Here is a 13,759-nt window from a genome sequence, read left to right as displayed (position 1 = left end):
ATGCATGAGTAATCTAAAGTACAAGCTACTATTTATCTTAGGATGCACGCTAGTTTCAGTGTACATTCTAATCCCAACATTTTTTAAGGATTCACTACCAGAAAACTGGCCCGGTAAAAAATTAGCTCTCAAGCAGGGCCTAGATTTAAAGGGCGGAGTGTCGTTTTTAATGCAAGTTAAAACTGATGAGGCTGTAAAGAGCAGGCTCAATGCCGATGCTCAGACTATCCGCGCAGAGTTACGTAAGGAAAAAGTGCCGGTGCTTTCTGCTCGCGCACTTGATGATCGCAAAGTGGAAATTACACTTGCCCAAAATAAATCGCTAACTGAGCTTGATACATACATGCGCAGCAACTTTCGCCAACTGCAGAAAGGGGCAGAAATTCCAGCAGGTGAAGGTCTTAAAATCGAGTATCAACTAAGCGAAAAAGATGCTGCAGAGATTAAGAAGAATGCCGTTGACCAGGCAATTCAAGTTTTGAATAACCGCGTCAATCAATTCGGGTTGACTGAACCTACAATACAAAAGAGCCAGGACGAACGTATTTTAGTGCAACTTCCTGAGGAGAAGGATATCAATCGTGTCCGTAAATCGATTGGGTCTGTTGCTAAGCTCGAGTTCAGACTCGTCGCTACACAAGATCGCCCACGTAGCCAAACAGTAGAATTTAAAACCAAAGATGGCGGGGAACTTACGCTTGAAGATGAAATCTTGATGACAGGAGATGGAATCAGTAAAGCTTTCGTTGAGTTTGATAACAACTCCGTTGATGGAGCGCAAGTTGGACTCGAGTTTACTGCTGCCGGTGCGCGAACATTTGAGCGCATTACTTCAGAAAACGTCGATCGCAGGCTGGCAATTGTGCTTGACGGAATCGTGCAATCGGACCCAAACATCAATGAACCGATTCGTGGTGGGCGTGCACAAATCACTGGAAATTTTACAACTGACGAAGCCCATTTGCTGGCAATTGTACTTCGAGCTGGTGCATTACCTGCGCCTTTAGAGTTTCTTGAGGAGCGTGTTGTAGGGGCAACACTAGGAGCAGATTCGATTACCAAGGGAATCTACTCAGCGTTAATCGGAAGTCTTGGTGTGCTTATTCTAGTGCCGCTTTACTATCGTAAGGCTGGACTGCTCGCGGTTGGTTGCATTTTTCTAAATATCTTGTTTCTACTCGCGTTACTAGCACTCTTCGGTGCTACCTTAACCTTGCCAGGTATTGCCGGACTAGCCCTAACAATGGGAATGGCCGTAGATGCCAGTATTATTATTTATGAGCGTGTCCGTGAAGAACGCAGAAGGGGCGCAAGCTCAAAAGCAGCTGTTGAAGCCGGCTTTAGTCGCGCATATGCCACAATTATTGACTCAAATCTAACAACTCTCATTGCTGGAATTGTGCTCTATGCCTTTGGATCTGGACCAATCCGCGGTTTCGCCGTGACTCTTTCGATTGGTATCTTGGCGACACTTTTTACAGCCGTGTTTGTATGTAAGGCGGGTTTCTATTTCTTTAATATGACCGATCGCAACGGTGAAGTTAGTATCTAGGGGTATTTCTAATGGAATTGTTTAATCCAAATTCACGTATCAATGTCATGGGGTGGCGTCACCTGAATATGGCTTTGTCCGTAATCTTAGCGATTGTTTGCTATCTGAGCTGGGTCGAGCGCGGGGATGCAAAGTTTGGTGTGGATTTCCGTGGCGGTGTAGAAATTGCCATTAAAACTCCTCAGGACCCAGGTATTGATGTGGTCCGTAAGGCAGTCAGCGCTGCTGGTGTGAGCGATGCCGTAGTTCAGGCTTTCGAGGATAATCGCGGTGAATATTCGATTCGCATGGGTAGTGGAGATGATAAGTCTCACATCCAAGCCGTTAGAGACGAGCTCCTTAAATTGCCTCAGGTTGAAGTCCTCAAAGAAGACATTGTCGGACCTGCAATTGGAGAAGAAGTCAGACGTAGCGGATTAATTGCATTTTTAATCGCACTAGCTTGTATTTTTGTCTATGTGATGATCCGTTTTGAGTGGACATTTGGACTTGGTGCAGTAGTTGCAACTCTGCACGACGCATTATTAACAACTGGTATTATTGTCATGGTCGGAAAGGAAATCAACGGCGCTGTTTTGGCCGCTTTACTTACGATTGTAGGTTACTCAGTGAATGACACAATCGTAGTATATGACCGAATCCGTGAGAACCTTTTTAAGCCTGTCAAGGGTGCGAAAGAAAGCTTAATTGAACTTTTTAACCGCAGTATTAATGAAACATTCAGCCGTACTATTTTAACTAGTACAACCACTCTCTTTGTCTGCGCATGTTTTTATTTGCTCGGAAGTGGACCATTAATCGATTTAGGATTTACGCTTGCGGTGGGAATTATCCTCGGGACTTATTCCTCAATTTTCATTGCCAGTCCGATAGTCTTGTTATTGCAGAAGGAGCGTCCAAATGCGGCTGCAAAAACTGGTAAAGACGCTGTAAGCAAAGGCGATTATAAGCCAAACAAGGCGCAAGCTGCCTAAGTTTATGGGGTCGTTAATTGAACTAAACGACACCTTGAAACTAAAGCGCGATCAAGGTTTTCCGCAAGACCTCAAGCTTGACCGTCAATATAGTTTCCAAATTAGCGGTAGAAGACTCTATCATCTTGCACCGACAAGAGTTTATTTAGTCGAAGAAGTAGCGGGTTTTTGGAATTATCGTGGACACGCTTTAATTCATTCACTTGAGATTGATGCGGCAACTGATACTACTAGTGGAATGTTCACTGTTAGCCAAATCTATACGGACGAACAGCGCCTAGTGATCAATCAGACCGAGCCGCCTGTGGGTAAACAGTGCTTTAGAGACTAGCCAAAGACCGATCCTGAAAGTCCAACCCAAACAGGGCTATCGTGTCTACAATTTTTTAAGCTGTGGGAGGGCGCTTCGCAGGTCTTGTCCATTTGCAATCGTATCAAGTTGACCCGCAATATTGGCGAGCCAGTCTGGACGATCGCTAGGGCAGACCACAAATGGTCTTAAGTGTAAGTCACCTCTTCGATTAAGTCCCTTATGTAATAACCCTGCACCACGAAGCGTGAGGGTGCTTGCAGCCCGATCCAATCCAAGACGCGGTAACTTGACTAATTTTTCGCCATCTAACGTTTGGACGATAATTTCTTTCTGTAAGAGCGCTTCAGAAATCGTGATCGGAACATGCAATGTTAAATCCTCGCCATCACGTTCGAGGAAATCGTGAGCAACGATTTCAATCTTGACCCGGACAGTAAATTCGCTTGTTGGCGCAACGTTTAATCTTTGCCCTTCGCGAATGCCTGCAGGAATTTTAACACGTATCGTCTTTTCCTGATCGTCCTCAACATAGACGACGTCTCTGGTCGTGCCAATTACTGACTCCAAGGCGTCGATTGTAAAGATATATTCACGCTGACCGCGAAGTAGATGTTCCACGTCTGTAGATTTATGTGTAGCTGGCTTAGTGACGCCTTCTGCTGTAAGTGGAGATTTTCCTTTATTGCTTAGCTTCGACTTCAGCGTATCGAAAATGCCGCTAGATTTACTCTTCGGCGCTGAATGCTTCTGCCTAGCTTCTGTTTCTTGTGGATGATCTTTTGGATCCTCAGGTTTGAATTGTGTCCATTTCGGAGCTTCATTATTTACACGCTGATTTTTAAGGAGTGATTGAATATTAGGATTTGCAGCTGCAGACTGCTCAAATGTTTTTACCTTTGGAGCATCGCCAACTCCAATAGTTCTGTCGTAGCGTGCGCGCGACTCAGGATCGGATAAAACGTCGTAGGCCTCAGTTACTTGCTGGAATATGGCTACGCTTTCCGCGCCTTCAGCAGAATCAGGGTGGTATTTCCTGGCCAGCCGACGAAAGGCTTGCTTTATTTCTGCCTCACTTGCAGTGGTTTCTAGATCAAGAATTTCATAGTAATTAGCTGTTACCATGTATTAATCATCATGAAAGAATATCTTTTGGCAATGATAATAAATTAATCTCTCGTGTAAGGGTTGATTTTCGTAGGTACAATCATGTAACAGTAGCGCTTCTTTCTTGTGTATCGGGGCGTGGCGCAGCCTGGTAGCGCACTCGTCTGGGGGGCGAGTGGTCGCTGGTTCAAATCCAGTCGCCCCGATTCTTGCTAGTGTAAATCCAAACGTAAAAATTATATCTTGCATTAAACTAGTGTTAGATTCTATAGTTCCCTTTCAGATCATGAAATCAGCGCACAAACAACTCACTGATTCTTCTAGTAGGTCACCAGACGACTACACTCGTCTTTTAGTTGCCCGTGCTTATGGTTCTATCGACCGTAGTCTATTTGTATCAAGACAGTATTGGCAATTAGCTGACAAAGATGTTGCTTTACCGATTGGCTTTTCTCAGACCATCTCTAAGCCATCAACAGTTATTAAAATGTTGCTACTCGGTAAGATTCGTGAAGGCATGCGTGTCCTGGAAGTTGGTGCTGGCTGTGGTTATACTCTGGCACTGATTGCTGGATGTAAGGCTCACGCTTATGGGATTGAGCGTATTGGCAATCTTGCACAGGATGCCAGGAAGCGTTTGGACTATCTTGGATTTCACGAGGCACTAATCCGCTGTAGCGATGGTAAGAAAGGTTGGCCTGAATACGCGCCTTTCGACTTGATTATACTTTCAGCAGCATTCAATGAAGTTCCAAGCGAACTTTTTGATCAACTTGCAAACAATGGCCGCTTAGTTGCGCCGCTAACTCTAAAAACAGCTCAGAGCAGTAAACTGCAGCAAAACCTAGTAATTTACGAACGCGACCACGATCGGCTTAAATGTTACAACGAAGGCGAATGCCTATTCGTAAGAGCCTCTTAAGCGCATATGTCTAAGACAGTCTTTTTTCTATTTGCTTCGATTATTTTCATTTCTGGATGCAGCATTTTATCCAGAGAACCTGCTAGAGATCTAGCTCGTTCGACGAAGCCCATTTTTTATCGAGCTCAAATTGGCGATACAATTTATTCGATCTCCAAACGCTTCAATCTAACACCACAAAGAATCGCCAAACTTAATGGCTTAAATTCAACTCAAGTAGTGCCACCTGGTAAGCGACTTTTTCTTGGATTCAGAACTGAGAATGTGACGCTATTTAAAGATCAACTCGTGCGCGGTGACAAAATTACCAACAATGAACAGGCGCTTAAGAAAGCGCAATTAAATAATTCTAACGCCTTGTATTGGCCTGTGCGCACAGGAAAGATTGGGTCGACTTTCGGTTATCGCTCAAAGCGATTCCATGATGGTATAGACATTGTCGCGCCCAGCGGCACTCCCATATTTGCCGCGCATGATGGAATTGTACTCTATTCAGATAACGGCATGTCTGGCTATGGGAACTTAATTATCATCCGCGCAAATGATGGTTTAACGACAGTTTATGCCCACAATAGAAGAAATTATGTTGATGTCGGAACGTTTGTTAGACGTGGCGACAAAATCGCAGAAATCGGCCAAACTGGTCGTGCTTCTGGACCACACCTGCACTTTGAGGTGCGCATTCAGGCCCCAAGCCAACGCTATGTAGCGGTCGACCCGCTACCATTCTTACGGCAGACTGGCCGCAGTTATGTCAGTAATAGACATTGACGGCAAAGTAACAATCGGAGTAGAATTTGCCTTAAATGTTAGGGGTTTGAAGGGATTGAACCATTATCAGTTTGAGGTATAGAGTGCAGGTAGATGCATGCCCTCGTAGCTCAGCTGGATAGAGCACAGGTTTCCTAAACCTGGGGTCATAGGTTCAAATCCTATCGGGGGCATTTTAAAGAATTTAGTATTTATTAGTTCTTGGGAGACACTTATGAACAAGTCCGAATTAGTTGAAGTTCTTGCAGAGCGCAATGGCCTCGGTCATCAACAGGCTGAAGACATTGTAAATTTAATTCTGACTCAGATGAAAACAGCGCTGCAGACTGGTAAGCGCATTGAAATCCGTGGATTCGGAAGTTTTGTCGTTAAGGACTATGGCAGTTATTGGGGACGTAACCCAAAGACTGGTGAGAAAATATGGGTCAATCCTAAGCGACTACCTGCATTTAAGGTCGGTAAGGAATTAAAAGATCGCCTCAAAGTTGAAGATTCTGCCTCATAGGATTGGTTGTGCCTAATATTTCGCGACGTGTCGTAATTAAGGATGTATTACTCGGGGCACACCAGCCCGGCATTAAGCCTAGCAAATGGGACGAAAGGAAGGATCGCCTTGAAATCGTAACCACATGCTCAGGAGAAGAATTGGCTCTGATTTCAAAGGGCGCACAGTCGACTCCTGCTGCTGGATGGGAATTGATGCTCTCTGGGCAGTCGCTTTGGCAAGGGCAGACTGCGTATTACTGGACACTTTATGGCATTACTAACTCAGCTCAAGTACTAAATTAGTTTAGTAAAAAGTAACCAAACAAATGCTACCAGCAGGAAAGATACTTGGATCATTTCTAGGCATTTTACTGATTTCATTATTTTTAAAGTTTTGCGTTGACCGTTGTGTTGATAATCCGGGTGCGACAAGATGGTTTGCCCGGCAACAAGGCGAGTCAACAGCTTACTGCAGACAAATCAGACATTGGAACAACTGGGCTCTACGCGTTGAGGCCCAAAGTCAAGGACGGGTTAATTTTTACAATTCGCAAAGCAGTGCAGCCATGCAGAATGCCGATGGTATGCCGACTCTGCTACTTTTCACCAAAGACATTCAGACGCTACCGCTTTTTCTAAGTAATGTTCCAGGGCAAGGCGGTCGCGGGTTGGCAAAGTTATTAGTTGTAGCTTTTCTAGGCGGCCTTACCATTGGATTTATACTCGATCTTTTTGGTTCAGTTTATTCATTAATTACCACCGGCAAGGCACCGACCAAACGCTATGAGCGAGTGCGACGTGCTGCAGAAATTGACATCTTACCTGAGCATAAGGATCAAAAAGAGTAGGATAATATGCCGCGAGCAAAGCCGTCGTTTTTTAGCTCTCTGTCTGCTATTGCAACAATACCGTACAGGCCAGATCGAAGCTTTCGTATCTTGTTTTCAACAGCCTTGCCACGCTTCTTTTTTTCCTTAGTGATAGCGGCAATCCTCTTGCCAGCCTTAAGAATCATGCTTGGGGCAAAGGCCTGGACGCTAATTCAACTCTTGATTTCTGTAATTTGTAGTGGCAGTAATGCCGATCGCATTTCACAGCTTTCAATTTTTTGCTCAGTTTTTGCTCTACTAGCTAGCGTTTTGGTATTAGCATTCGGTCAGTATGGGGCGGCTAAGTATCAGCGCTATCAGGCGCGCTATGTGGATCTTGTGGCGGCTCTTCTTTATTCAAGCATACCAATCATGGCCATAATGTTAATTGAATGCCTGTATCTGGCATTTCTATACGAGCATCCTGCTCAGACACTCATGACCCCCAATCAAGTTCAGACGATCAGCGTTGGTGGCACAAACAAATCAATTGTCCCGCTATTTCTAACTGTACTGTACGTGTTTGCTAGCTTTACTAGTTTTTATTTATGGTCACGTGCAACTAAACTGCTACTCGGTGCGAGTTCACTCTTTACTATCTGCAGTATACTTTTTGCTATTTCTGTGCCAGCAACTATCATCTGCTTGATTCTAGTGATCATCGGCATTTCCTCAGGAGTACTGAGATCGAGCTCAGCAAACGACCTCGAACATATTTCTGATTCGCTGAAATCAACCACTGAAAATGAGTAAATGCTAGTAGGGTAGGAGAGGGTAAGTGAAGACCTTAATCGATTTACTTACATTAACATTTCTCAATTGCTGTTACCTAGCAGTCAGAATTTTACCTGCAAAGCTTGGCAAGCAAATCTGCATGACATTGACTGCGCTTGGGATTTCAGCTGTGCCCAAGTTTAAGGCCGTTGCCTTACGAAATTTGGAACATGTATTTCCTGAACTTACTCAAACTGCGCGAGTTAAAATCTTTCGTCAGTCGATTGCTGGCTTAGGCTTAAATTTTTACTATTTTTTGACGCTAGAGAATTATTCCCTGGAGTGGGCCAAGCAGCATTTTGAATATGCAGAGGCTCACAAAGTTTTTGATACTGCGCTAAAACAGGCAGAAGGTAAGGGGATTATTATTGCAACTGTGCATTATGGATGTTTTGAATTACTCGTGCATGTACATGCCTTACTCTCTCGCCCGACATCGATCCTGGCACGTGGACTCGACTTAAAGTATACAGATCGCTGGATCAATCGGCGCCGCAATCTAACAAAGAACACTGTTTTCGAGCGTAAAGGTGCATATCAGAAGATTGTGTCAAATCTACAGAGTGGTTGCGATGTAGCTATGCTAATCGACCAAAATGTTAAAATTAATCACGCAGTATTCATTAACTTCTTTGGCCACACAGCATCGGCTACAAAGTCTGTTGCGCTTGCTGCGGAAAGAACTTCTGCTCCAATCATTTTTGCTGCGATACGATCACTCGGTGATGATCGGTTCTACATTCATGCTGAGTTGATGCAAGCTAAGTTGCAGGGCAAGAGTGTTACCGAGAAGGTTCATGACCTTACTCAAGAATTACATTCCCGTATTGAAGTATTAGTTAAAAACTATCCTGAGGAGTGGTTTTGGATACACCGACGCTGGAAGACGCAGCCACCTGGAAAAAACGAAGATTTCTACTCCACGAATCCTAGTTAGAAGTTTTGCATCCTAAGTATGGTAGTAGATTTTCTGTGGTAAAAAATTCTAAGAAAGAAAGTTCATTCTGCAGATATTACTTTTAAGTCCTATAGATACGAAGTATTAGTTTGTATAGGATTGCAGAAGTAGCAAATGTTTTATAGGTTTTTGTTCAGTTTTGCTTGGTTTTGGCAGTCAGCGGTAAGCTCCGTAAGAGCGCATCTAGAAGGTGATCTTATTGAGCTTACCGCAATGCAACTCGTTTTTAGTTTTTCTTTTTTTCCCTCTTTACGGTTCGGCTATTCTCTGCAATCCCCACATTTTCAGACAATCCTCAGCTATTTCCTTTGACATGCTTATTTTACGCACTAGCTGCTAAGTGGTCTAAATTCACCTTCGTATGCGGGTTTATGCCCGATAATGTTTCTTATCAGGCGTAGAGCGATTTCGGAATGCTTTAGAAATAATCAGATTCATCCGACCCTATAGATATAGGTCATTTAAAGGCCAATAACAGGTTTTAATCGGATTTATGCACGAAGAGTCACCAAGACGGTTTTTACTAATTGATGAGTCACAGGCTTCATTTCAAGTCTGGGAATGCATTGCGCGTGTACTGACTGGGCTTCCACCCTTGGAGTTCATTTACGCTGAGGACAGTGACGAGGCATTTACAATTCTAGAAACCCAAGCGATTGATGCGATTTTAGTTAATTTAGACGATGAGTATTCTGCCGAACGCGAGGCCTTCTTGGAAGGTCTAGTCGGAACACATCCGCCGGTCTTCGTGCAGACATCCGGTAAAACTGGCATGCGTGAGACAGATATTTTCTTTACAAATAAAGCTGACAGTCTAGAAGCAATTCAAAAAACTCTTTTAATGGCTACAGCTGCAGCAGACCAAAACAAACAGCCGAAAAAATCCAACTACATGCATTAGAGCGTTTCACCTTTTGGTGTAACAATAAAAGGCCTCGCCTACGGCGAGACACTCGCTAGGCATCTTCAGCGCTCGGCAACTCATCAGTCGCTAACTGTTCCAATTCCTGTTTGATCTCACTTAAACGCAGCTGAGTTTTAGACAACATTGACTTGCAAACTTGTAAGGAATCTAAGGCAGATTCTAAGCGCGGAATCAGCTCATCTACGCTAATTTTATTCGTTTCTAATTCCTTCACTAAGGTTTCGATCTTAGTATAGTGACTGGTAAAACTCCCCGTTTTATTTTCCGTCGTATCTTGCTTTGCCATCTCAAGTTTCCTCTGTGCTTTATCTTATAAAAGTTTTGCTTTTGCGACCTTGTCTTTGAACTGCAATTCAAGCGGGTTCTCGTAGTCAGCAGCACTTAGCGACTTAACTAGCCGACCATTTTGTCGACAGAGAATAAAGCCGCGTTCGAGCTGTCGTTGCGGCGAAGATAAATCAAGCAATTGGCTACGCTGCTCAGTCCATTGGATTTTTTCAAGAACTAGCTGCTGGGCAAGCATTCCGGCTTTACTAGAGAGTTGCTGCAGCTGTAATTGCGCCCTATCTGGAATCGAAGCGCTTCGAGCTAGTGCTAATGCACTTAACGACTGGAGGCGTTGTTGCCAGTAGTTAATAATCTCAGTTGATAAATTTCTAACTTGTAGCACGCGCTGCTCTAACTCTTTGCGTAAGTTAAGAATTATATCAGCAAGAAAGCGTCCGATGTCTTTAGGCACTCCAAATGCTTGATAGCTAACGTCTTGAGCTGATGATTGATCAGCTTGGTGGCCAATCGCTGTAAGCACTGGAATGTCTGCTAGGCAAATTGCCTTAGCTATCTCGTAAGAATTAAAAATCGATAAGTCCCCTGCACTTCCGCCGCCGCGGATGAGAATGATTGCATCGACCTGGTGCTCCTCAGTGTTACACGCAAATGAGCGCAGAGCCTCAACAATTGCCCGTTCTGCCGAGTGTCCTTGTACAGGAATATGTCTCCAAATTACCTCGAAGCCAAATCTAGCGACCTCTAAGGAGGATAAAAAATCATTAATTACTGTGCCAGATTTGCTAGTGAGGACGGCCAATCTAATCGGCAACACAGGCAGTCTTTTATTGCGATTCAACTCAAAAAGACCTTCCTTTTTCAGCCGCTCGTTTGTTAGCTCCCTCGCCTGCTGTGCCTTACCCAGTGTATACTCCGGAAATACCTCGATAATCTTTAACAAGACTCTGCCGCCGCTACCTGCGATAGAGACTTGCACAGAAAATAAGACATTTAAATCTAGATCTAGAGGGAAGCCTATTTTCTCGTATGCATCAAAGAACTTCTGCATGTCGGTAGTTGCCATGCAACTCATTTCACATGTTGCGTCTAGCTCATCCCGGATTTCGATAAAGGCTCGATTTGTTTGTCGCTTAACGGAACTAACGATTGCTTTGAGCAGAATAGTTCCGGGAAATGCTTGATGGATTGCAGCTTGAAGTTTAAGGTTAAGTTCAAATACGCTAAGTGCAGGCACGCTAGAGTTTTCTGCTTGAACTGTGCTCGACTGCTCAATTTTAACTTCGTGTGGGAATTTAGCGAGTAGGCTTGAGAGCTCTGTATTCGCTGGTACTGACACTTCCCAGCATTTTATATCTCCACGCCAGCGCGCTTTGCCAAGTAGCTTAATATCGTCTTTGGCATTGTATGTGTCGCCAAAGAATTGAAGGATCGCAAGCGTTTCGTCATATTTAGCTCTAAGCATCAGCTACTGATAACATAGAGAGTCGGCAGAGAAAACTCGCTAATCTACTTACTGACAACGAGCTTAAGTTGAGTATTAGTCTGGGCTTCTTGTTTACGCCGACCGCGTCCACCAGTGTATTTGCTGCGCGCTTCATTCTTTTTTGCAAGTGCAGCCGATCCAAGCCCGAGTGGCTTAGTAATTACTCCTACTGTTTTACTCAAGCTGCGGATTGCTTTATTTTTTACTCTTGAAATATGGCAGCGGCAGTATCCAAGTTCGTTGGCAATATCGACAATATTCTGATCGTCTACGAAATGTCGCTTAAGTACTTCTTTTTCCATTTCATCCAATGTCGCTAGTGCGTCTTTGCACAAGTTTGCCTTCTCACGATGGATGATCATGCTTTCTGGTGTATTGTATTCGGTTAACGGCTCAAGCACCCTTTCCACAATTACTTCGCGATCATCACCGAGAAATAGCACAAGTGGTATATTGCAACGTGCTCGTACTGAGGCCGTAATTTCTCGTAGTAGCAGGCCTCGCAAGTGGTAAAAAAGAAATGTCTTAAAGCTGGCATCAAAGGATGTGTCGTAGCGTTCTGCTGCTTCGCACAGAGCGCAGCCAACAACGCTTTCCACTTCATCGCTCTCGAGGCGGATGCGCCAGTGGTTGAGCATTTTCCAGGCGATTCTTCGTGCAAAGTCTTGGTGTTCGAGAATAATTACTACTTTCTCTTCACTATTTAGTGTCTGAGGGGTCTTCTTTGTGGATTTAAGAAGTGGTGCTGACATATTATGAGCGCTCCGAAAAAAAACCTTTCTAATCCTGCAATTGCTTGCTTAAACTGGTTATGGCTCAGGTGTTCGAATCTGTGCGCTTGAGTAGGAATTTATATTTTCCTGGCATGATTAGTTTTGTATAAGATGCTGTTATGATTAGAGATCTTCAATCTGGGAAGTTGAAAATATTTGGCAGTACTGAGCTTACCGTTTATCGGGCTGATACATTTTTTGCGCGGCTTTTTGGTCTTTTAGGTTCTCCTCGTTTAGAGGCGCATGAAGGTTTGGTCTTAGATCGAGCGAGTTCGATTCATACTTGTTTTTTGCGTTATCCGATTGATGTTTTATTTTGCAACGCCGATTACTATATTTTAGCGCTGAAGTCCGACCTTAGGCCCTGGCGTTTTTCGCGTTATATTAAAAATACAAGTATTATTATTGAATTGCCCGCTGGTACAATTTCAAAACTACAAATCACAGCAGGGATTAGGCTTGCCATTAAGTGGGATGTGACTAGCTAAGCAGTTTTTCTTTTTATAAACGCTTTAACTTCTGGTACTGGGTTACTTTCTAGCGCTCTTTTTAGAACCTGAAATTACACCTCCAACTACTGTATCGTCCAGATTTATCTATTTGTTGCGTGCTGTCCGAAATATTTTAGTTTTTAGTACCATTTGAGATTATGTGCGTTTGCTTGGGAAAGTAACCCTGTACCAGCTATCAAAAACCCTGTACCAGCTATCAAAACAGCATATGTCATTGTAATTCATGGCCGTGTGATTTGACGAACCTTACCACATCATTAAGCAATTTATCCTGTCGCGGTATTGTTGACTTCAGCTTTTTAATGTTACTTCGGCCCTCAGACCAGTAAACTTCACATGGGGAATAATTATCTGAAATGCAGTTTGATATATTCTCAAGACTTACTCCAAATTTACTTAACCCGAGAGATCTAGACACAATTGACTTATTATTGACTCTGGTAAGGGGTGTTTTTTTTGTGCCGCAATTAGCACGCTTAGATGCATTCATAAATACCTTATATGCATCGTGCGGATTATTGGCATAAGCTACTAAAAGCCTTTTTTCAAATTTTCCCACGTAATTCTTTCTATTAAGATCTTTCGTGACAATATAAGCCACTACGAGCTCTGCCCAATACCAATAACATTTCTTACTTGCATTTCTATTTTTCATAATACTAATAAAATAAATATATTAATTTTCGCTCTTATTATTTCTTACTTTCTTCTACCACTACCGTACTCGTTTCTACAGTAAAATTTCCATAATTGCTTAAGATCGTCATATTTTTGCTGATTTTCAGGAATCCGCCTTTTACCTTTAGATAGATTATGCATTTCTTTCTTAACCCACTTACATCTGTCTTTCGGATTATTGCTATTTGTAGCTTTGCCAGCTAGTACCCACAATATATTCATCACTGAGTCATACGATTCGTCAGACTGAACCTCCCCCAGTTTTCCGGACAGGTATAAACCTGTGATAAGGAGAACGTATGAGAAAGAGATACAGTAAGGAGTTTAAGGCCGAGGCGGTGCGATTGGTGCGGGAGGAGAGCCTGAGCGTAGCTCAG

16 protein-coding genes and 2 tRNA genes are annotated in these 13,759 nt (G+C 43.4%); 14 read left to right on the top strand and 4 right to left on the bottom strand.

The annotated features are described in order from the left end of the window. The first annotated feature begins 4 nt into the window (after nt 1-4). The 3 genes from secD to JNK13_08575 are packed head-to-tail and all read left to right on the top strand — an operon-like array spanning nt 5 to nt 2,857. Nucleotides 5-1,552 (top strand): protein translocase subunit SecD, encoded by a 1,548-nt coding sequence (secD, locus tag JNK13_08585; GenBank protein MBL7662793.1) that lies wholly within the window; start codon nt 5-7, stop codon nt 1,550-1,552. 11 nt (nt 1,553-1,563) lie between these two features. Then, on the top strand, nt 1,564-2,526 hold the full coding sequence (gene secF, locus JNK13_08580; GenBank protein ID MBL7662792.1) for a protein translocase subunit SecF: 963 nt from the start codon (nt 1,564-1,566) through the stop codon (nt 2,524-2,526). Nucleotides 2,527-2,530: 4 nt separating this feature from the next. Continuing rightward, complete coding sequence (locus JNK13_08575) at nt 2,531-2,857, top strand: hypothetical protein (GenBank protein MBL7662791.1); 327 nt, start codon at nt 2,531-2,533, stop codon at nt 2,855-2,857. Between the two features lie 45 nt (nt 2,858-2,902). Here the strand turns inward: JNK13_08575 and JNK13_08570 are convergent, their stop codons facing one another. Continuing rightward, nucleotides 2,903-3,961 carry a J domain-containing protein gene (locus JNK13_08570; protein ID MBL7662790.1) on the bottom strand — a complete coding sequence of 353 codons (1,059 nt, stop codon included), beginning with the start codon at nt 3,959-3,961 and terminating at the stop codon, nt 2,903-2,905. Nucleotides 3,962-4,075: 114 nt separating this feature from the next. On the opposite strand from JNK13_08570, the gene JNK13_08565 reads away from it, so the two are divergent. The 10 genes from JNK13_08565 (at nt 4,076) to JNK13_08520 (ending at nt 9,624) form a co-directional block, all read left to right on the top strand. Then, nucleotides 4,076-4,149, top strand: a tRNA-Pro gene (locus JNK13_08565). Nucleotides 4,150-4,229: 80 nt separating this feature from the next. Further along, on the top strand, nt 4,230-4,865 hold the full coding sequence (locus JNK13_08560; GenBank protein MBL7662789.1) for a methyltransferase domain-containing protein: 636 nt from the start codon (nt 4,230-4,232) through the stop codon (nt 4,863-4,865). A 6-nt stretch (nt 4,866-4,871) separates the two neighbouring features. Continuing rightward, nucleotides 4,872-5,636 (top strand): peptidoglycan DD-metalloendopeptidase family protein, encoded by a 765-nt coding sequence (locus JNK13_08555; protein MBL7662788.1) that lies wholly within the window; start codon nt 4,872-4,874, stop codon nt 5,634-5,636. Nucleotides 5,637-5,735: 99 nt separating this feature from the next. Beyond that, a tRNA-Arg gene (locus JNK13_08550) sits at nt 5,736-5,809 on the top strand. A 41-nt stretch (nt 5,810-5,850) separates the two neighbouring features. Continuing rightward, entirely contained in the window at nt 5,851-6,141 is a 291-nt protein-coding gene (locus JNK13_08545; GenBank protein MBL7662787.1) for an integration host factor subunit beta, read from the top strand. 8 nt (nt 6,142-6,149) lie between these two features. Then, nucleotides 6,150-6,425 (top strand): hypothetical protein, encoded by a 276-nt coding sequence (locus tag JNK13_08540; GenBank protein MBL7662786.1) that lies wholly within the window; start codon nt 6,150-6,152, stop codon nt 6,423-6,425. A gap of 23 nt (nt 6,426-6,448) precedes the next feature. After that, nucleotides 6,449-6,970, top strand: coding sequence for a hypothetical protein (locus JNK13_08535; protein MBL7662785.1), 522 nt, complete (start codon nt 6,449-6,451; stop codon nt 6,968-6,970). 90 nt (nt 6,971-7,060) lie between these two features. Further along, the gene (locus JNK13_08530) at nt 7,061-7,744 is read left to right on the top strand and encodes a hypothetical protein (GenBank protein ID MBL7662784.1); all 684 of its coding nucleotides are present in this window, start codon (nt 7,061-7,063) and stop codon (nt 7,742-7,744) included. Nucleotides 7,745-7,769: 25 nt separating this feature from the next. Further along, nucleotides 7,770-8,702 carry a lysophospholipid acyltransferase family protein gene (locus JNK13_08525; GenBank protein MBL7662783.1) on the top strand — a complete coding sequence of 311 codons (933 nt, stop codon included), beginning with the start codon at nt 7,770-7,772 and terminating at the stop codon, nt 8,700-8,702. A gap of 514 nt (nt 8,703-9,216) precedes the next feature. Beyond that, nucleotides 9,217-9,624 carry a hypothetical protein gene (locus JNK13_08520; GenBank protein ID MBL7662782.1) on the top strand — a complete coding sequence of 136 codons (408 nt, stop codon included), beginning with the start codon at nt 9,217-9,219 and terminating at the stop codon, nt 9,622-9,624. 55 nt (nt 9,625-9,679) lie between these two features. Here JNK13_08520 and xseB read toward each other — a convergent pair whose 3' ends face one another. Genes xseB through JNK13_08505 form a run of 3 tightly spaced genes read right to left on the bottom strand, consistent with a single transcriptional unit; the run spans nt 9,680 to nt 12,171 of the window. After that, nucleotides 9,680-9,934: an exodeoxyribonuclease VII small subunit gene (xseB, locus tag JNK13_08515; protein ID MBL7662781.1), complete on the bottom strand. Its 255-nt coding sequence runs from the start codon at nt 9,932-9,934 to the stop codon at nt 9,680-9,682. Between the two features lie 24 nt (nt 9,935-9,958). After that, nucleotides 9,959-11,398, bottom strand: a complete 1,440-nt coding sequence (gene xseA / locus JNK13_08510; protein ID MBL7662780.1) for an exodeoxyribonuclease VII large subunit — start codon at nt 11,396-11,398, stop codon at nt 9,959-9,961. 44 nt (nt 11,399-11,442) lie between these two features. Beyond that, nucleotides 11,443-12,171, bottom strand: a complete 729-nt coding sequence (locus tag JNK13_08505) for a sigma-70 family RNA polymerase sigma factor (protein MBL7662779.1) — start codon at nt 12,169-12,171, stop codon at nt 11,443-11,445. A gap of 140 nt (nt 12,172-12,311) precedes the next feature. Between JNK13_08505 and JNK13_08500 the strand changes: the two genes are divergently transcribed. After that, entirely contained in the window at nt 12,312-12,680 is a 369-nt protein-coding gene (locus tag JNK13_08500) for a DUF192 domain-containing protein (protein MBL7662778.1), read from the top strand. Nucleotides 12,681-13,759 lie beyond the last annotated feature (1,079 nt).

The organism is bacterium (assembly GCA_016786595.1).
Lineage (GTDB): Bacteria > Bdellovibrionota_C > UBA2361 > SZUA-149 > JAEUWB01 > JAEUWB01.
This window is presented reverse-complemented; position numbering and strand designations above follow the sequence as displayed.

What these genes read in the sequence shown, in the direction of transcription:
- JNK13_08535 (MBL7662785.1), top strand. Translation starts at nt 6,449, where the DNA reads ATGCTACCAGCAGGAAAGATACTTGGATCATTTCTAGGCATTTTACTG.
- secF (MBL7662792.1), top strand. Translation starts at nt 1,564, where the DNA reads ATGGAATTGTTTAATCCAAATTCACGTATCAATGTCATGGGGTGGCGT.
- JNK13_08555 (MBL7662788.1), top strand. Translation starts at nt 4,872, where the DNA reads ATGTCTAAGACAGTCTTTTTTCTATTTGCTTCGATTATTTTCATTTCT.
- JNK13_08500 (MBL7662778.1), top strand. Translation starts at nt 12,312, where the DNA reads ATGATTAGAGATCTTCAATCTGGGAAGTTGAAAATATTTGGCAGTACT.
- xseA (MBL7662780.1), bottom strand. Translation starts at nt 11,398, where the DNA reads ATGCTTAGAGCTAAATATGACGAAACGCTTGCGATCCTTCAATTCTTT.
- JNK13_08545 (MBL7662787.1), top strand. Translation starts at nt 5,851, where the DNA reads ATGAACAAGTCCGAATTAGTTGAAGTTCTTGCAGAGCGCAATGGCCTC.
- secD (MBL7662793.1), top strand. Translation starts at nt 5, where the DNA reads ATGAGTAATCTAAAGTACAAGCTACTATTTATCTTAGGATGCACGCTA.
- JNK13_08570 (MBL7662790.1), bottom strand. Translation starts at nt 3,961, where the DNA reads ATGGTAACAGCTAATTACTATGAAATTCTTGATCTAGAAACCACTGCA.
- JNK13_08575 (MBL7662791.1), top strand. Translation starts at nt 2,531, where the DNA reads ATGGGGTCGTTAATTGAACTAAACGACACCTTGAAACTAAAGCGCGAT.
- JNK13_08505 (MBL7662779.1), bottom strand. Translation starts at nt 12,171, where the DNA reads ATGTCAGCACCACTTCTTAAATCCACAAAGAAGACCCCTCAGACACTA.
- JNK13_08520 (MBL7662782.1), top strand. Translation starts at nt 9,217, where the DNA reads ATGCACGAAGAGTCACCAAGACGGTTTTTACTAATTGATGAGTCACAG.
- xseB (MBL7662781.1), bottom strand. Translation starts at nt 9,934, where the DNA reads ATGGCAAAGCAAGATACGACGGAAAATAAAACGGGGAGTTTTACCAGT.
- JNK13_08560 (MBL7662789.1), top strand. Translation starts at nt 4,230, where the DNA reads ATGAAATCAGCGCACAAACAACTCACTGATTCTTCTAGTAGGTCACCA.